Annotated in this window: 18 protein-coding genes; 7 read left to right on the forward strand and 11 right to left on the reverse strand. The window is 30.4% G+C overall.

All coding sequences use genetic code 11. The features are described 5' to 3' along the window. Positions 1 to 7: 7 nt before the first annotated feature. A complete protein-coding gene (locus M915_RS04110) occupies positions 8 to 1,357 on the forward strand; it encodes an MATE family efflux transporter (protein ID WP_051259788.1) in 1,350 nt (449 codons plus the stop codon). Positions 1,358 to 1,418: 61 nt separating this feature from the next. Here M915_RS04110 and groL read toward each other — a convergent pair whose 3' ends face one another. The 8 genes from groL to M915_RS04150 all read right to left on the reverse strand — a co-directional run bounded on the left by groL (position 1,419) and on the right by M915_RS04150 (position 10,862). After that, positions 1,419 to 3,038: a chaperonin GroEL gene (gene groL / locus M915_RS04115; RefSeq protein WP_009221849.1), complete on the reverse strand. Its 1,620-nt coding sequence runs from the start codon at positions 3,036 to 3,038 to the stop codon at positions 1,419 to 1,421. Between the two features lie 15 nt (positions 3,039 to 3,053). Beyond that, positions 3,054 to 3,335, reverse strand: a complete 282-nt coding sequence (locus M915_RS04120) for a co-chaperone GroES (protein ID WP_009221848.1) — start codon at positions 3,333 to 3,335, stop codon at positions 3,054 to 3,056. Between the two features lie 287 nt (positions 3,336 to 3,622). Then, positions 3,623 to 4,315 carry a B3/B4 domain-containing protein gene (locus M915_RS04125; RefSeq protein WP_009221847.1) on the reverse strand — a complete coding sequence of 231 codons (693 nt, stop codon included), beginning with the start codon at positions 4,313 to 4,315 and terminating at the stop codon, positions 3,623 to 3,625. Between the two features lies 1 nt (position 4,316). After that, on the reverse strand, positions 4,317 to 5,630 hold the full coding sequence (hisS, locus tag M915_RS04130; RefSeq protein ID WP_036729585.1) for a histidine--tRNA ligase: 1,314 nt from the start codon (positions 5,628 to 5,630) through the stop codon (positions 4,317 to 4,319). A 140-nt stretch (positions 5,631 to 5,770) separates the two neighbouring features. Further along, complete coding sequence (locus M915_RS04135) at positions 5,771 to 6,592, reverse strand: hypothetical protein (RefSeq protein WP_036729588.1); 822 nt, start codon at positions 6,590 to 6,592, stop codon at positions 5,771 to 5,773. A gap of 12 nt (positions 6,593 to 6,604) precedes the next feature. Further along, positions 6,605 to 8,257, reverse strand: coding sequence for an amino acid ABC transporter ATP-binding/permease protein (locus M915_RS04140; RefSeq protein ID WP_036729590.1), 1,653 nt, complete (start codon positions 8,255 to 8,257; stop codon positions 6,605 to 6,607). Beyond that, positions 8,250 to 9,968: an ABC transporter ATP-binding protein/permease gene (locus tag M915_RS04145; protein WP_036729593.1), complete on the reverse strand. Its 1,719-nt coding sequence runs from the start codon at positions 9,966 to 9,968 to the stop codon at positions 8,250 to 8,252. Before M915_RS04145 ends, M915_RS04140 begins: the two co-directional genes overlap by 8 nt. Positions 9,969 to 10,325: 357 nt before the next feature. Continuing rightward, on the reverse strand, positions 10,326 to 10,862 hold the full coding sequence (locus M915_RS04150; RefSeq protein WP_009221842.1) for a guanylate kinase: 537 nt from the start codon (positions 10,860 to 10,862) through the stop codon (positions 10,326 to 10,328). A gap of 130 nt (positions 10,863 to 10,992) precedes the next feature. Between M915_RS04150 and M915_RS04155 the strand changes: the two genes are divergently transcribed. The 5 genes from M915_RS04155 to ymfI all read left to right on the forward strand — a co-directional run bounded on the left by M915_RS04155 (position 10,993) and on the right by ymfI (position 14,994). Beyond that, positions 10,993 to 12,003 (forward strand): ABC transporter substrate-binding protein, encoded by a 1,011-nt coding sequence (locus M915_RS04155; protein WP_009221841.1) that lies wholly within the window; start codon positions 10,993 to 10,995, stop codon positions 12,001 to 12,003. Beyond that, positions 11,978 to 12,724, forward strand: coding sequence for an ABC transporter permease (locus tag M915_RS04160; RefSeq protein WP_036729595.1), 747 nt, complete (start codon positions 11,978 to 11,980; stop codon positions 12,722 to 12,724). The genes M915_RS04155 and M915_RS04160 overlap by 26 nt, the downstream gene beginning before the upstream one ends. After that, on the forward strand, positions 12,721 to 13,290 hold the full coding sequence (locus M915_RS04165; RefSeq protein ID WP_036729598.1) for an ATP-binding cassette domain-containing protein: 570 nt from the start codon (positions 12,721 to 12,723) through the stop codon (positions 13,288 to 13,290). Before M915_RS04160 ends, M915_RS04165 begins: the two co-directional genes overlap by 4 nt. A gap of 61 nt (positions 13,291 to 13,351) precedes the next feature. Then, positions 13,352 to 14,254: a diacylglycerol/lipid kinase family protein gene (locus M915_RS04170; RefSeq protein WP_036729600.1), complete on the forward strand. Its 903-nt coding sequence runs from the start codon at positions 13,352 to 13,354 to the stop codon at positions 14,252 to 14,254. 8 nt (positions 14,255 to 14,262) lie between these two features. Next, positions 14,263 to 14,994 (forward strand): elongation factor P 5-aminopentanone reductase, encoded by a 732-nt coding sequence (ymfI, locus tag M915_RS04175; RefSeq protein WP_009221837.1) that lies wholly within the window; start codon positions 14,263 to 14,265, stop codon positions 14,992 to 14,994. Positions 14,995 to 15,046: 52 nt separating this feature from the next. On the opposite strand, the gene M915_RS04180 is transcribed toward ymfI, so the two are convergent. After that, positions 15,047 to 16,261 (reverse strand): S1C family serine protease, encoded by a 1,215-nt coding sequence (locus tag M915_RS04180; protein ID WP_036729603.1) that lies wholly within the window; start codon positions 16,259 to 16,261, stop codon positions 15,047 to 15,049. Positions 16,262 to 16,377: 116 nt separating this feature from the next. Here M915_RS04180 and M915_RS04185 point away from each other — a divergent pair, with 116 nt between their 5' ends. After that, positions 16,378 to 17,043 carry an MBL fold metallo-hydrolase gene (locus M915_RS04185; protein WP_036729606.1) on the forward strand — a complete coding sequence of 222 codons (666 nt, stop codon included), beginning with the start codon at positions 16,378 to 16,380 and terminating at the stop codon, positions 17,041 to 17,043. A 28-nt stretch (positions 17,044 to 17,071) separates the two neighbouring features. Here the strand turns inward: M915_RS04185 and M915_RS04190 are convergent, their stop codons facing one another. Both M915_RS04190 and M915_RS07290 read right to left on the reverse strand, forming a co-directional pair. After that, entirely contained in the window at positions 17,072 to 18,502 is a 1,431-nt protein-coding gene (locus tag M915_RS04190; protein WP_036729608.1) for an aminoacyl-histidine dipeptidase, read from the reverse strand. 126 nt (positions 18,503 to 18,628) lie between these two features. Continuing rightward, positions 18,629 to 19,411 (reverse strand): L,D-transpeptidase, encoded by a 783-nt coding sequence (locus tag M915_RS07290; protein WP_009221833.1) that lies wholly within the window; start codon positions 19,409 to 19,411, stop codon positions 18,629 to 18,631. Positions 19,412 to 19,434 lie beyond the last annotated feature (23 nt).

Here is a 19,434-nt window from a genome sequence, read left to right on the forward strand (position 1 = left end):
TGATTTTATGCATAATAATAAACAGATATTCAACAAATTAGTTCAACTTTCAATTCCTACAATGGCTGCAATGCTATTGCAATCAATATATGATATAGTGGATATGTACTGGGTTGGAAAAATTTCTTCTCAGGCTATTTCCGCTGTAACTTTATTTTCAACTATACTGTGGTTATTTGAAGTTTTAAACGAAATTATAGGCGTAAGTTCCGTATCAATGATTTCGCAAAGTGTAGGAAGAAATGACATTGAAATGAAAGAAAAAATATGCGAACAAACTCTTTCTTTTAAGTTTTTGATGGGAATTCTAACTTCGATATTACTTTTTATTTTCATTAAACCTCTACTACACTTCTACACCCCCGACAAGACTGTAATAGATATAGCACTTTCTTATGGTTATTTAAGAATCTTTTTTATTCCTATTATGTTTTCGTCATTCTCTGTAAATTCAATATTCAGGTGTACGGGAGATCCTAAAACACCAATGAAAATAATGGGATTTTGTGCAATACTGAATATGATTTTAGACCCTATATTTATGTTTGAAAAAGTTCCTTTTATAAATATTACGGGATTTAATTTAGGAACATTTGGCGCAGCGGTTGCCACTGTAATTTCAACATCAGTCAGTTTTCTAATCGGTTTTTTTATTTTACTTAAAGGAAATAATTATATAAAAATTAAATTTAAAAATTTATTCAGATTAATTCCAAATATTGACTATAAATTAATTACCGTCGGAATTCCCGGTGCTTTTGAATCATTCCTTACATTTTTATTTGAGGCAGCAAGAGTAAAATTTGTAGCAAGTTATGGATTAATTCCACTTACAGCTGCCGGAATAAGTTCTAAAATTTATGGGGTCTCAATGTTGCCTATGATGGGATTGTTAATGGGCGGTTCAGTCCTTGTAGGTAATTTTCTTGGAGAAGAGAATATAGATGCAGCAGAAGAGACATCAAAAACAGCTGCAAAATTTAATGCCATAATATTATTTGTTTTTACATTGATTTGCTTTATTTTTTCCAAAAAATTAATATCCATTTTTACAAATGATATTGATGTAATAAATATGGGAGCAATTTTCTTGCCGGCTTCGGCAATGTGTATATCTTTTTTAGGATACGGACTTGGAAGAGCTACAGTATTTATGGGTTCAGGATATAATACTCCTCTCTTAATATCATCCTTAGTTTCTCAGTGGATATTACAAATGCCTTTAATTATACTTTGTAGAAAACTTAACTTACCTGTACAATATTTATGGTATACTTATATCCCATCAGATTTTCTGTTTTTTGTTATGATAATGGTGTATCATAAACAAGGCAAGTGGAAAAATAAAAGAGTATAAACTGACAATAATTTATTTTATAAGAATATAAAAAAGGGTATCAATCGATACCCTTTTATTATTACATCATTCCCATTCCCGGATTCATCGGCATTTGTGGCTCTTCTTTAGGAATAACCGCAACAGCAGCTTCCGTTGTAAGAATCATAGCAGCTACACTTGCTGCATTTTGAAGTGCAGATCTTGTAACCTTTGTAGGATCTACAATACCGGAATCAATCATATTAACATAATCTCCCTTAAGTGCATCATAGCCCATTCCAACTTCAAGCTCTTTAACTCTTTCAACTATTACGCTTCCTTCAAGTCCTGCATTAACCGCAATTTGTCTTACAGGTGCTTCAAGTGCCTTAAGAATTATATTCATACCTGTTCTTTCATCCCCATCGGCATTTTCTAAAAGTTTTGCCACTGAATCTATACAATCCAATAGAACTGTTCCACCACCCGGAACTATACCTTCTTCAACAGCAGCTCTTGTTGCTGAAAGAGCATCTTCTATTCTGAGTTTTCTTTCTTTAAGCTCTACTTCTGTCGCAGCACCAACTTGAATAACTGCTACACCGCCTGAAAGCTTTGCAAGTCTTTCTTGTAACTTCTCTCTGTCAAAGTCGGAATCAGTTGCCTCAATTTGTGATTTGATTTGAGAAATTCTTGCATCAAGTTCGTCTTTGCTTCCGTTTCCGTTTACAATTACAGTAAGATCCTTTTCCACTCTTACCTTTGAAGCGCTACCAAGCATTTCAACAGTTGCATCTTTTAGATCTTGTCCTAAATCGGAAGAAATAACCTTACCTCCTGTTAATATTGCAATATCTTGAAGCATTTCTTTTCTTCTATCGCCATAGCCCGGAGCTTTAATTCCAACTACATTAATTGTTCCTCTAAGCTTATTTAATACAAGTGTAGCAAGTGCTTCGCCTTCAATATCTTCCGCAACAACAAGAAGTGGTTTTCCGGCTTGAAGAACTTGTTCAAGTAGAGGTAGTAAATCTTGAATATTTGTAATCTTCTTATCTGTTATCAGAATATATGGACTCTCAAGCTCGGCAACCATTTTTTCATTATCAGTAACCATGTATGGAGATACATATCCTCTATCAAATTGCATACCTTCAACTACATCAAGGCTTGTTCCCATTGATTTGGATTCTTCAACAGTAATAACTCCGTCTTTCCCAACCTTTTCCATTGCTTCCGCAATAAGATGTCCTACTTCCTCATCTGCTGCTGAAATTGTCGCTACTTGTGCTATTGATTCTTTTGTTTCAACAGGCTTTGAAAAAGCTTTTATTTCTTCAACCGCTTTATCAACCGCTTTTTTAATTCCCTTTTGTAAAATCATGGGATTAGCTCCTGCAGCTAAATTTTTCATTCCCTCAAGTATAATCGCTTGAGCAAGTAATGTCGCAGTTGTAGTTCCATCTCCAGCTACATCATTTGTCTTTGTAGCAACTTCTTTTAAAAGTTGAGCTCCCATATTTTCAAACTTATCTTCACACTCAATTTCTCTTGCAATTGTAACACCGTCATTTGTAATAAGCGGTGCTCCATATTCTTTATCTAATATTACATTTCTTCCCTTAGGTCCAAGAGTTACCTTAACTGTATTTGCAAGTTTATTAATTCCATTTATTAAACCGCTTCTCGCATCTTCTGAAAATTTAATTTCCTTTGCCATTTTATATCCTCCCAATTACTTTAATACCGCTAAAATATCTGTGTATTTAACTATTGTATATTTTTCTTTTTCAACTTCAATTTCTGAACCTGCATATTTAGAAAATACAACTTTATCTCCAACATGCACTTCATCACATCTTTTCTCATCATCCAATATAGCCTTGCCTATTGCAACAATCTCCGCTATATTTGATTCTTCCTTTGCAGAACTTGGCAATACAATACCTGACTTTGTAGTTTCTTCTTTTTCAACTTTTTTAATTACAAGCTTATCATCTAATGGTTTTAAATTCATTTTTAAGCCTCCTAAATATATTAATTATTTTATTTTTAAACTATTTAGCACTCATAAAGATAGAGTGCTAACTTACTTATTATTTTAATACACGCATAAAATTTTTTCAAGTGATATTTGAAAAAATTTGACATTTTTTTACCTTTAATTTCTATCTGACATTTTTTACTTTATCAATATGTTTAATCTAAATTAAACTATTTATAATTCCTAATTGCTATGTTTTATTTTCACAGATGATTTATTTATATGCTATTTCAAATAAAAAAGGAGCTTTCGCCCCATTTTTATATTTCTGTTTCTTCTCCTGCCGGTGCGGCAAATATCTTATAGCTTCCGCCGCAAACTTCTTTTATACTTTTACATATCTCGTCAAGAACTTTCATTCTCATTTCAGTACTTGTATTCTGATTGCCCTGAATTATAAGAAGTACATTTTTTGTATCTTCAACTATTTTAAAATCCTCAGCATCTCTCGCATCCAAATATGCGGCAATCTTTTCATCGTCCCTATATACAAAATCACCTTCATGAACAGGTTTTGTTCCTCCTCCAACGGGTACAAAACTTTCAGTTTTATCCGTAAAAGTAAATCTTATAGCCCCCTTAAATGAGTCCGCATCATGTGCTCCGATTGACAGCATACTTTTTAATGAGCCCATATTATATAAATCTATAAGTGAGTTTATCCTCGGCATAGCTCCGCGTCTTTTTATATTGTTAATGAGTGCTTCTGCTGATGGCGGATATCTCTTTAAAGATCTTCCTATCGCTCTTATCTTTTCTCTATATCCTTCAAGCACTTCATTTTCTTCAAGCATTTGCTCTGTAACATCAAGAGCTCTGTCAGTGAGATATTTTATCTCATCTTCATACTTTAAAGGTAATGCGGCATTCAAATTCACATTTTCAAGTAGTGCACCTACTATTGCATCAACACCAAGTACGCTTCTTATTTTTTCATCTACTATAAATTTCAAATCAATTCTCCTTAATTCTACTAATTATTTCACTAAGAGAAAGTTCTTCCTGATTTCCTGTTACCATATCTTTTAATGCATATTTTTCTGTTTTTACTTCATTTTCTCCAACAACTAATGTATACGGGACCTCAAGAGCATTTGCATATTTAAATTTCTTTGCAATTTTAGCATCTTCTGTATATATAATTGTATTAATTCCACCATCTCTCAATTTTGAAACAAGCTTTATAGCTTCATCTACAAAACCGGTCATCGGAATTACAATCAAATCTATAAGACTTTTCTTCTTAGCTTCAATAATTTTAGCTTCATTTAATTGATAGAACAGTCTCGAAAGTCCGATAGAAAGACCTACTCCCGGCAGTTTTTTATCCGTATAATAGCTTGCAAGATTATCATATCTTCCTCCGGAACACACTGACCCTACGTTAGAATAATTATCAAGAGTTGTTTCATATACAGTGCCGGTATAATAATCAAGTCCTCTTGCAATTTTAAGATCAACTGTAAAATTCTTTTCAGGTACTGCAAATTCTGTAATGTATTTTACAACTTGTTTTAATTCACTCAGTCCCTCATTAAATATTTCATTGTCAATTTCAAGTCTATCAAGCGCCTCAAAAATTTCACTGTTTGTTCCTGAAATTGATATAAAATCAATTATTTTAACGGCAACATCTTCTGCTATTCCGTTATCACAAAGTTCTTCTTTAACTTTTTCTCTGCCTATCTTGTCAATTTTATCAACTGCTCTTAATACATCTACAGAATCTAAAATATTTAATGATTCAAAAAATCCCTTTAATATCTTTCTGTTATTAATTCTTATTGTAAAATCGTCAAAGCCAAGATCTTTAAAAGTATGATAAATTACTACAGGGAATTCCGCATCATTCAATATATCAAGTTTTTCATTCCCTATTGTATCTATATCACATTGATAAAATTCTCTGAAGCGACCTTTTTGAGCTTTTTCTCCACGATATACTTTTCCTATGTGATACCTTCTGAACGGAAAAGACAAATCGTTAAAATGCTCAACAGTATATCTTGCAAGAGGCACCGTTAAATCAAAACGAAGTGACATATCGGTATATCCCTTTGTAAATCTATAAATTTGTTTTTCAGTTTCTCCTCCACCTTTTGCAAGAAGCACTTCACTTTTTTCTATCGCAGGAGTATCTATAGGCAAAAATCCGTGTTTCTCAAAATTTTTCCTAATAGTATCCATCATTTCATTAAAAAGAATTTGTTCCTTCGGCAACAATTCCATAAACCCCGGAAGTGTTGAAGGCTTTACAATTTGAGCCATAATAATCCCCCTTATTCCCTAATAAATTAATAAATTAATAAACTAATTAAATTATAACATAATTACAATGTATAAAATATATATTTAAGGCAAAAATATAAAAAGATGATTTAATTTCCAGCCGTCAATATTTAATATTTTTATAAATTCATTAAATCTATAAATACATTAAATATTGCCTTCTTATTATGATTTTTACTAAAACCTATTTTAGAACTTATCTTTAAATATGATGATGAGTATAGAATTTTTTTATTTATCAATTTCCAATTTTTAAAAACATGTAATGGTATTAAAAAATTTTTTTCATTATACACTACATCTTCTTCTACTCCATTTTCAAAATAACTGATATCCATTACAAATCCGCTTCTAATAAATCCGTCAGATGCTTTTTTAACTTCTTTCGGTGCTAATAAAATATAAGATTCTTCACCAACAACAATTCTTACATTACTTTCAAATCCCATCATGGCCATTGAAGTTTCAATACTCGAATTTTTAAGTTCATCTTCAATTTTATCAATAGACAAATATGCATTATATTCTCCGCTGCCAAGAATATTTATTAACTCATTATAATCCACATTTGTACTTTTAAACTTTAACATCTTTTTAGATTTTTCCGCTAATATCTCATTTAAGATATCCAATTCATTTCCCATTAATTTATATGATAACTCTTTAATTTTATCTTCTTCTAAATTAAGCAAAATATTTAGAAATTTTTCTATATTTATTCTGTTTTTATTAAATTTTTCTGCAAAATCATTTCCTTTTTTTGTCAACATATATCTGTTTTCTTCTTTGCACAAAACTCCATCATTTAGCATTTTATCGAGGATTTTTTTAGAATTCGGTTTTGTACAATTAAAAGCGCTCGCTACACTTGTTATAGTATTTTGGTTTTTATTTTCAATCAAATGTAACAAATATAACTTTTCCATATTTGTAAACTTCATGGTTTCTCCTCATTACTCCGCAAGAGTTTTCACCTGTTTTATCCTATCTGAAATTCTAAGTGTTGAATCTTTATGACTTGCTAATATAACTGCCTTATCTTTAGACTCTTCCCATATAGATTTTAAAATTATACCCTCATTTAAACTATCTATATTTGCTGTAGGTTCATCTAATAGAAGTAAATCTCCATTTTGTATAAATCCTCTTGCAACCGAAATACGCTGTTTCTCACCTGTCGATAATGAATTCTCGATATCACCGACTTTAGTATTGTAACCATTTGGAAGTTCTTCTATAAATTCTCCTATAGATGCTTTTCTACAGGCAACTTTTATTTCTTCCATAGTTGCATCTTCTTTCGCTATTTTTAAATTATCAAGTATTGTTCCATTAAATAAATGAGTACTTTGTGTTATATAGCAGTGATTTTTTCTCAATGTCTTTGTATTTATTTCTTTTATATTTATCTTATTTTCTTCAATTTTACCGCTATCTACATCATAAAATCGCATTATAAGTTTTAACAATGTCGATTTTCCGCAGCCGCTCTTTCCTTTTAAGCCAAGTATTTCTCCTTTTTTTACAGCTAAATCAAAATCTTTTAATACTTCCTCGGAACCATATGAAAATGAAACTTTTGAAACATCTATTTCTTCAAAGTTAATATCCTTACCATTTACAACTTCTTCCACTTCCGGAACTTCTTCCAACAAAGACATAACTCTTTTACCACATGCAAATGTTGTTACTAAATTATTTGCTAAATTTGAAAGTGCAGATACAGGTCCAAAAGAACTCATAAATGCTATTATGGGAACAACAACTTCTATCTTATTTACATATCCGAATTTATATAAATACATTGCAGAAATTAATATGCAAATATTTCCTATTAAAATTACACTATTTGAAAGAGCCATATTTCCACCATATATTCTGCTGAGTCTTGTTGCAGATCTGCTTAATTTTTTTGTATATTCAAGCATCTCACTTCTACGTTCTCCGCCAAACTGATACTGTGCCGACTCTTCTATGCCGTAAAATGTATCAATAATAGATGAATTTATATCGCTTAAATTTTTTCTTTGAATATCGCCTATACTCTTTGCTCTATTTGAAGTTATTATAGGTACTATTATTGCCATTATAAGATGAAATATAACAAGTACTACCGCATATAATATATTTATTTTAAACATTAATATTGTTAAAAATAATGTATGAATAAAAGCTATTGAAATCGGTGAAATTGTATGTGCATAAAAAACTTCAAGTAATTCTATATCTGAAGTTATAATTGTAATTAACTCTCCTGTATTTGTATTTTCCATTTTTGCAGGAGCAAGTCTTCTTAGAGCTTTGAAGACTCTATCTCTTATAATTTCCAAAACTCTAAATGCAACAAAGTGATTGCATAGCTGTTCTAAATACCTAAGCACAGATCTAAGTAATGCAAATATCACCAAAATTGTAATTAATTTAAAAAAGTAAAATTTGCCGATCATTACTTTTATAAGTGCATATCCTCCAATTACAGGAATTAATGTTGCTATTATATGACCTATACTTCCAAATAAAATTGCAAGAATCATAAATAATTTCAGAGGACTTACAAGAACAATTAACTTTTTTACCAATTGCATATATTCTCTAATCTTACTCATATTTAATCCCCCAGTTTTCTAAAGCCATTTGATTATCGTAAAGCTTTTTAAATTCACCGTTAATACTTATCAACTCATTATATGAACCTTTTTCTTCAACTGCTCCATCCTTCATATAATATATATAATCTGAATTTATTGTATATTTTAATCTATGAGAAATCAAAATAATAAGTTTGTTCTTTCTAAATGTATCTAAAAATTTCATTATAATTTCTTCACTCTCAGAATCTATATTTGAAGTTGCCTCATCAAATATATAAATCGGAGATTTTTTTAAAATTGCCCTTGCAATAGCAATTCTTTGTCTTTGACCGCCGGAAAAATTACTTCCATTTTCAAAAATTAAAGTATCTAATCCATTTTCGTGCTCAAAATATTCCTTTAGAGAAAATTTTTCTAAAACATACCACATTTCATCATCTGTTATATCTTTATTTCCCATTTGCAAATTATATCTGAGTGTTCCTTTAAATAAATATGGATTATTTGTTACCAATGTACAATTCTTTAATATTTCTTCTTCCGAAACATTATCGGTATTATTATATAAAACCTCACCTGTGAAAGGAGTGACCTTATTGATTATCAAATTTGCAATTGTAGATTTTCCACAACCGCTTTCTCCTACTATATAAGTTATTTTATCCTTACCGAAATTCATATCTATATTCTTTAAAATTGTTCTTTCTTCATTGTATGAAAAATTAATCCCTTTAAGTTCTACATTATAATTCTCATCTGTAATTTTACCGTTTCCATCCTTTACATCAGGCATATCTAAAACTCTAAATAAATGATCTACTACTCCCATTCCATTCATAGCTATATGAAAAAATGAACCTAAAAGTCTTAATGGCAAAAAGAATTCTGAAGAAAGTAAAATAATTATAATTGCATCTCTTAAATTGATAGTTGCATTAGAATAATAAAATACTGTCAAAATAATACCAAGTACAGCTCCTCCATATGCAATTACATCAAGTACCGTAATATTATTTAACTGTACTCCTAAAACACGCATAGTATTCTTTCTAAAATCTTCAGCATATTTATTCAATTTCTTATTATATCCGTCATCTGCATTAAATATAATTAATGTTACAAGACCTTCTAAAAAATCCACAAATACTTCAGAAAGATCGACATAACTTTTCCACTGCTTTGCATTAATTTTCTTGGCAATCTTTTGTACCATAATTATTGCTATCGGAATAAGCGGTATCATTAAAAATAACGCAACAGCTATTTTAAAATTTATCCTACCTATAAAAATAAATAATATAATCGGAGATAACATTGAATAAATTAATTGAGGTATAAAAGAATTAAAATACACCTCCAAATTTTCAACGCCGTTTACAGATAGTTGAACTACTTCCGCTACATTAAATTTCGTTGAATATTTCATTCCATAACTATATATCTTATCGAACAAAATTGTCCGAATTTTCTCTTTTATATTAATAGATATATTATTACTGTACTTGCTTATTAAGTTAATTATTAGTGCTTGAAGTAAAATAACAACTATTAAACTTCCTATTGTAAAAAATAAAATATTTTTATTTAAAAACATTTTCTCTATAAAATTTGCCACTGAGTAAATCATAAATATATTTAAACAAAGTGAAAATAGTTTTAATATAACAATATATATAACATATTTTCTCTCCTTATCCATCATATTTAAGAGCCTTTTATTTAACATACATACCTCCTGATTTCACAATCTGATTTTAGACAATTTTAAATACATACCTTATATTTATATAAAGAATATCAAAAAGAAATTTATATGTAAATAATTTTGATATATTTTATCAACACAGAAGCATTTAAAATTTCGTATACTTATTGTCTTTTTAACCTTTAAGGTAGTTAACCTATGTTAACTTAAAATTAATCATTCGAAATTTTAACAAAAAGACGATTGAAAATTCAATCGTCAAATATTTTTACTTCCTTAAATTAACTTTGGTCAAGATTTACATTAAAAATATCCACCTTAAAATTATCTATCAGCAATTAATTTCGTTACAAAAAATAAAAAAGACGTAAATACGCCTTATATTTTGCTATTTTCTTCTACTATATCGTCTATTTCCTTTGCTATTTCTTCAACATTCTTACTTCCGTCTAAAATATAATCTGCATATGGTGAAAAATCTTGTGCGTTTTCCACTCTATTCTTTATTTTTTGCGGTAAGTCTCCTCTTATCTCCATTCTTTTAATCATTTCTTCTTTACTTAATTTTAAATAAATACATATCGTATTCTTTAAAGTATTTTTAATTTCAATTACACCAAATAAATCAATCACAAGGACTACATTTTTCTTACTTGATACATATTTTTCAAGTTGAAGCTTCGGAATCCCATAAAAATTTCCTGCATATTCTGTAATACCTACAAAATATTCTTCATCATCAAGACGTTTAAACTCATATTTATCTACAAAAAAATAATCTATTGCATTTTTTTCTCCTACTCTCGGTGCTCTTGTAGTATACGTAATTATTCTGTAAAAATTATCTCTTTTATTTAAAATATTTGCCTGTGTACTTTTACCTGAACCGGAATTCCCTGCTATTAGATATATCATTATATCAGTCCCCCATACTTTTGATTAATTATACATTAATTTTATAAAAACAACAATAATATTAAAAAGCATATCATTTTAATTTGTGATATAATTAGCATAAAATTTTAATAATAAGGGGTTTTAATTTATGAAGAAAAAAATACTCAGTATATTTATTATGCTTGTTCTTACATTCGGGATTATAGGCTGCGGTAAAACAAGTTCCGAAAATAATTCTGAAAAGAATTCGCCGGCGCCTCAAACTGCTGAAAGTGCCGAAATAAAAATTGCAGCACTTAAAGGTCCTACTTCTATGGGTCTTGCTAAACTCTTTGATGACGCTAAAAATGACGTAGAGCAAAAAAATTCATACACTTGTACAATTTTACAAAGTCCTGATGAAGTTGTTGTCGGACTTTCAAAAGGTGATTTTGATGTAGCTGCAATTCCTGCAAATTTGGCATCTGTTTTATATAACAAGACAGAAGGTAAACTTCTAAAAGTTGCAAATATAAATACTCTTGGAGTTTTATACATCGCATCCAAAGATGACTCTATAAAAAGCGTTGAAGACTTAAGAGGAAAGACAATAATTACAAGCGGAAAAGGTGCAACTCCTGAATTTGTACTTAGACACGTCCTTTCAAAACACAATATAAATCCAGATACCGATGTAACAATTGACTTTAAAACTGAACATCAGGAAGTAGTTTCATCATATATGCTTCGTTCTGACAATTCAGCTGTCGTAATGTTACCTCAACCGTTTTTAACAGTTGCAGAAGGCCTTGTCACAAATCTTTCTCTAAATGACCTTTGGCAAGAAGTCAATGATTCAAAATTAGTTACCGGTGTATTAGTCGTAAGAAACGAATTTTTAAATTCTCATAAAGAAGCTTTTGATAATTTTATGGAAGAATATAAATCTTCTGTTGAATTTGTAAATTCAAATACCGATGAAGCTTCAAAAATTATAGCCGCACTTGATATTGTTCCTGAGCCTATAGCAAAAACAGCACTTCCTCAATGTAACATAGTCTATATTGACGGAGCGGAAATGAAAGAAACACTGTCAAATTATTTACAATCACTTTATGATGAAGATGCTAAATCTGTTGGAGGAAATATGCCTGATGAAAACTTCTACTATGAAAAATAAGATAAAATCTTTTTTGATAGTATTGTTTTGGATTTTTGTATGGCAGATTTTAAGTCTGTTAATCCCCGAGGAGATACTTTTTGTGTCTCCTCTTAAAGTTATTCCTCAGATTATTAAAATTTTAACTGATAAAGTATTTTATGTCTCTCTTTTCGCAAGCATTTCAAAAATTACAACGGGATTTTTAATAGGTGTTTTTTTTGCAACCATACTTTCTATAATCTCATATAAGAATACACTCTTTAAGGAACTCTCGGTTCCTCTAATGATGTTTTTAAAATCGGTACCTGTCGTAAGTTTTATAGTTCTTGCTCTTTTTTTTGTAAGTTCCAAATATTTAAGTATTATAATCAGCATGATAATAGCTACTCCAATAGTATATTCAAATTTAATCGAGGGGCTTCTAAGTATTGATAAAAATTATTTGGATATGGCAAAAATATTTGATGTTAGTTTTAATAGAAAATTGAATTACATTTATCTTTCTCATTTAAAACCATTTATAATTTCCGGCTTATCTCTTGCATTTGGAATGGCATGGAAATCCGGGCTTGCCGCAGAAGTTATTTCTCTTCCTAATTTTGGAATCGGAACGCTGATTTATAACTGCAAAATATATTTGGATACAGTAAACCTGTTTGCATATACTATAATCGCAATGATTGTTTGCCATGTACTTGAAAAATTACTTTTATTTTTAATTAGGAGGATATGCAAATGAAACTTGAAGTTGAAAATCTTACAAAATACTTCGATGATAAACTCATTTTTAAAAATGTTACATTCTCTGTCAAAGATTCTGAACGTTTGGCAATAATAGGTAAGTCGGGCAGCGGTAAAACAACACTGATAAAAATAATAATGGGGCTTACAAATTCAAACAGCGGTAAAATAATATTTGATACTCCTCCCGAATTTTCTGTTGTATTTCAAGAAAATTTGCTGTTTGAAGAAAGAACTGTATATGAAAATTTAATATTCTGCTGCGAAATAGATAAAACTACTGCACTTAAATTATTAAGTGAACTTGAACTTGAAGATTATATCAATACAAAAGTTAAAGCACTTTCAGGCGGTATGAAAAGAAGAATTGCAATTTTAAGAGCTATTGTAAAAAGAGGAAATATCTTTATATTTGATGAAGCAATAAGAGAAGTTGACGGATATACTGCAAACTTAATAATTTCTTTTTTAAATAAAAGACTAAAAAATGCACCTTTAATTTATATTACACATGATGAATCTGAAATAGAAAAATTAAACTTTGATAAAATAATTAAACTATAAAAATTTTCCAATTAATATTTGTTTTAATTGGATTTTTTAATATAATAACTATGGTGATTATATGAATAAAATTCTTTTTATACTCAGTACTAAAGCAGGATCATCAGATTTTAAGTCTTTTAAAGAAAACATAATTAATACTTATACAAAGCATAATATGCTGGAAAATCTTAAAATCGTTGAAACATTAGATAAAGAACATGCAAAAAGAGCCGCTCAAGAATTTATTGAGCTTCCATATGAAAATAAGATAATATACAGCTGCGGTGGAGACGGAACACTAAATGAAGTTGCATCGGTAGTATATGGTAGCAATACTGCTCTTGGATTAATTCCAATGGGTACGGGAAATGACTTTTCCAAAAATTTTGACTACTCAAATTTTAAAATTGAACAGACAATAAATCCAAAAATTTCACCAATTGATATCATTTCAATAAATGATAGAATAAGTGTAAATGTAATGAGCCTCGGTTTTGATACCTCAGTGCTTAGAAATGTATATATGATTTTAAAAAAATATCCTTTTTTTAAAAAACACAGTTTTATGCTCGGTGCAATTTATTCTCTGCTAAATATTGAAAGTGATACATTAAATGTAGAACTTAATTTAGCAAATGGAAAATCATTAGTTTTAAATGACACTTACACTATAACAGCACTTTGCAACGGCAGATATTACGGAAGCGGTTTTAATCCATCTCCAAACTCGATTTTAGATGATGGTATTTTAGAACTTCTACTTGTAAAAAAACTGTCCCTTCTAAAGATATTAAACTTACTTCCAAAATATAAAAAAGGAACTCATTTAAATAATAAAAAAGTTGCAATATATGAAGTTACAAGTGGAAAAATTTGTTCAGAAAATGAAATATACGCAAACTGTGACGGAGAAATATTTAAGAGTAAATATTTTAATTTTAAAGTTCTTAAAAATTCAATCCTATGGGCAAATTTAAAGTAGGTGATATTATGAAAACTGTTTTAATAACCGGTGCATCTCGTGGAATTGGGTCTGCCATTGCAAAAAGACTTTCGCTTGAAAATTATAATTTAGTTTTAAATTATAACAACAGTGAAAAATCGGCTTTGTCACTAAGAGATGAAATAAGAATTACAAACAAAAACTGTATAGCAATAAAAGCAGATGTATCTAAACTCGAAGAAGTCCAAAATATGTATTCCGAAATCGAAAAAACATTCGGAAGTGTTGACATCCTTATAAATAATGCCGGAATTTCTTTTACAGGACAATTTCAGGATACATCTCCTGATATTTGGAACAAGATATTAAACACTAATGTAACCGGGATGTATAATACAATATATACCGTCCTTCCAAAAATGTTATCAAACCATGAAGGTGTAATACTGAACTTTTCTTCAATATGGGGTTCACATGGAGCGTCTTGTGAAGTTGCATACTCCACAAGTAAGGGTGCTGTCGAATCGCTTACAAAATCACTTGCAGTTGAACTTGCTCCTTCAAACATAAGAGTAAATGCAATTTCACCCGGAACTGTAAACACAGATATGATGAAATCATACAGCGCTGATGACATGAAAATAATATGCAATGAAATACCGATGCAAAGAATTTCTCAGCCGGAAGAAATTGCAGAATTGGTTTGCTTTTTAATATCATATAAAAATTCATATATGACAGGTCAAATTATATGTGCCGACGGAGGCATGTGCGTATAAAAATACCCTCTTTACCGAATGACCGGTAAAGAGGGTATCTTTTTCTCCTTCTTTATTTACCTTCTATGCTTTCAGTATCTTTTAGATACTCTCCAAACTCAATCTCGACTTGTTTTTCTTTTCCGTCTCGAACTATTGTTATCTTTTCTCTGTCTCCCACCTTATACTTATATAATGCAACTCTAAGTGAACTTTCATTTTCAATTTCAGTATCACCTATCTTTGTAATTACATCGCCCGCTTCTATTCCAGCCTGTTTAGCAGGTGAATTTTCTCTGACGGCAAATACAAACACGCCCTTGTCAACTCCAAGATCCTTATTCAAATATCTCTGAACGTCAACTGCATTTACAGGATTTTCTATACCCATGAACACAATATTATATGTTCCGGTGTTTATTACCTGCTCAATTATAGGCTTTACAGTATTTATCGGAATTGAAAAACCAAGGCCTTCGGCAGAATTTACCTTAACTGTATTTATTCCTATTACTTCTCCTTTTTCATTCAAAAGAGGTCCTCCTGAATTACCTCCGTTAATTGAGGCGTCCGTCTGAATAAGACCTGTCATATATCCTCCGCCATTTACCTGACCTACATATCTGTTAAGTCCGGAAATTATACCCTGTGTAACACTTCTTTGATATGCTATATCTATAGGATTACCTATGGCTATTGCCGTTTGACCGATTTGAAGTGTACTTGAATCGCCAAGTGTAGCCGCCGTTAATTTTCCCTTAGGCTCAATTTTCACTATGGCAATATCAATATTTGAATCCACCCAAATAGGCTTTCCCTCTAAAGTTGTTCCGTCATCCAAAAGTACAGTTGCTGTATCTACAACTTGAGATCCCACTTTAACAACATGCGCATTTGTAAGAATATATCCTCTTTCATCTACAATTATTCCTGAACCTGTTCCTTTTGCCTCAACAGCTCCGAACATGCTATTTACCTGTCCTTTAGTTGTAATTCCAACTACTGATGGAATTGCCTTTTGAGCTACTGCCTGTGCAACATTAACTTCGCCTTTTGTGCTTATTGTGACTGCATTATTTCCATTAGCCGATGCCAAGTTCGTCTCCGATGACATTTTTTCTCCAAACAATGCATAAGTTATTGATGAACCTACTATTCCTCCGATAAGAGAAAATACTATCGCAAGAACTATTACGGATTTATTACTCTTCTTTTTTCTTCTTCTATTATTCTCATTTTCATAATTATATTCATATTTTTGTTCTTGATATAAAGTTTCGTTTTCCATAATCTTTTCCTCCTTCACATAGAAATTTATACCCATTCTAAAAAAACTATGTGAAAAGAGTGTGTTTTTTTTATAATACATTTGAAAAATGTTATAATGTGAAAAGGAGGTACTCTATGAAAATAACATTTATAAGACATTCTTGCTATACAGTTGAAACTGATAATTACTTCTTGATTTTTGACTACATAGGCGGAAAACTGCAACTACCCGAAAATAAAATTTCAATATTTTTTGTAAGTCACAGACATTCAGATCACTTTAAAAAAGAAATTTTTAACTTTAATGCTGATCACTATATAATAAGTGATGATGTAGATATTAAAAAAGCTGAAAACATAACTTCAGTTTCTCCCGATAATGAACTTGATCTATTGGGAATTAAAGTTAAAACTCACGGCTCAACTGATGAAGGTGTAAGCTTTTATGTAAATGTTGATGGAACAGGAATAGTTCACTGCGGAGATTTAAACTATTGGATATGGCCGGAATATTCTAAATCAGATATTGAAAATATGGACAGATGGTTTAAATCTGAAGCGGACAAATTTAAAAATGAAAATGTCTTTGCAATAATGCTTCCTGTCGATCCAAGACTTAAAGACAATTATTATTTAACTTGTGATTATTTCTTAAGGACAAATTCCGCAAAACATTACTTTCCGATGCATATGTGGGAAAATTACTCGATATCACAAAAATTAAAAAATAAATATAAAAATATATATCCGCAAAAAATTATACACGTAATCCAAAAAGAAAATCAAATTTTTGAATTCTAAATAAAAAAAGAGTGGTGATCCACTCTTTTTATTTTAAATTTTCAAGAAGTTTTAATGTGAATTTCCACATTCTCTCTGTTGATGAAATACTTACCCTTTCCTTTGGAGAGTGTACATCATGCATCTCAGGTCCAAAACTAATCATATCACAATTAGGAAGAACTTTTTTTAATAAACCGCATTCAAGTCCGGCATGAATTGCACTATATGTTGCTTTACTACCGAATAGCTCCTCATAAGTTTTTATGGAAATATCTCTTAAAATACTTTCTTCTTCAAATTGCCATGCAGGATATCTGTTACTTTCTATTGTTTTGGCATTACATCTCTTAGCAGAAATCTTTAAAACATCTAAAACTCTTTCAAGTTCAGATTCTGTTGAAGACCTAACTGATGTTGTATATACAATCTTATTATCTTTTTCAAATAACACCGCATTATTAAGTGAAGTTTCTACCAATCCCTCTATATCTTTTGACATAGAAATTACTCCGTCAGGCACAATCATTGAATAATCTATGAAATCATCTGTAAGATTTTTTGTATATGAATCTCTATTTTCACAAGACTCTATATCAATTACTATTCCATCATCTTCTACTCTGTATTCATTTTTTATGGTAACTGCAAGCTTTTCTATTGTATCTATTGCAAGTTCCTTTTCTTCTACCAATATTTCAGCTTTAGCAGAATCCGGAATTGCATTATGTTTTGCTCCTCCTTTAAGTGAGATAATTCTAAGTTCTGTAACTTCTCTTACGGCACTTAATAATCTTGAAAGAATTTTATTTGCATTAGCTCTTTGTCTTATTATTTCTCCTCCGGAATGTCCTCCCTTTAGTCCCCTTACAGTTATTCTTAAAGCTTCTCCTTTAAAATGTTCTCTTTCAATATCAAATATAACATTCATTGATGAACCGCCTGCACAACTTACAAGAAAGATACCTTCCTCCTCAGAATCAATATTTAAAAGCATATTTCCATTTAACATACCTTCTTTTAGAGCAGCTGCTCCATCCATTCCCGTTTCTTCATTTGTAGTGATTAAAACCTCAAGTGCAGGATGCTTATACTCATTTGAGTCTAAAATTGCAAGTGCATAAGCTACAGCAATGCCATCATCTGCTCCAAGTGTAGTTTTATTTGCTTTTACAAAATCTCCGTCTACTATCATCTCTATCGGATCTGTATCAAAATTGTGGTCTGAGTCCTCTTCTTTAACACAAACCATATCCATATGTCCTTGAATTATTACAGGTTTTGAATTTTCATAGCCGTTTGTTGCAGGTTTTTTTATTATTACATTGTATACATCATCTTGAAATACTTCTAAATTTCTTTCTTTTGCAAAATTTACCAAAAAATCAGAAACTCTTTTTTCACTTCCTGAACATCTTGGAATTTGGTTTATTTCATAAAACCATTTAAATACTTCTTTAGGTTCAATATTTAAGTTCATTTTTACCTCCTAAATTTTTAATATAATATAATTATAATACATCTTAAGCTAATTTAGCAGAGCTAAATTCTTTATTCTCTAAATAAAAAAGTTGACCTTCTCAATAAAAGCCAACTCAATTTTAATTTAAAATACTAATAATTCATCTACAGTGTAATTTTCTTCAACCGGTTCTGAATTTACAGGTGTATTTATAGGAGCAACAGAATTATCTTTTTTCTCCTCTACAATTTGTCTTACACCCCAACTTGCAAGTTCTTCATCAGTCCCTATCCAAACAGGCATACCAACTCTTGCTCTTGGGAATATAAATGTTTCAATATCATAATTAAACATTCTCATACAACCGTTAGATGCATACGTCCCTATCTGATGAGGCTTTATTGTGCCATGAATTCCATAACCCGAATATCCCGGAAGACTAAGTCCCATCCAACGTTCTCCAAGAGGATTGTTAGGATCATCAGCTTTTGCCGGCTTATATTTTCCGTTCATTCCACCCCATGCAGGATTTACATGCTTACTTTGAATCTTTCCCTTTGCTGATGGTGTAGGAGTTTCATTAGTCCCTAACGCTATTGGAAATTTATACATCGGAGCTGTTCCGCTATAGAAAGTTAATGTCTTTTTAGTCTTATTTACAACTATCCATTCTCCGCTTGTAGGAGCGTTTTGAATGTCATCCTTTACAACCATATTAGAATTATATAAAACTTTTTTTGTAATATCATTTATTTTTCCTGTTACCGTCAGATTTGACAGTGCTTGAAATTTTTTAATTTCAGCAACTTTCTCCGCACCACTCTTATCCATAAAGTGATTCGGCCTCACATATTCAGCTCTTACTGATGTAGGAAACAACATCAAAGCTGATAATACAATTAAACCAAAACTATTTTTTATCTTCAATTAATACACTCCATTCATCAATG

This window comes from Peptoniphilus mikwangii, assembly GCF_000468535.1.
GTDB lineage: Bacteria > Bacillota > Clostridia > Tissierellales > Peptoniphilaceae > Anaerosphaera > Anaerosphaera mikwangii.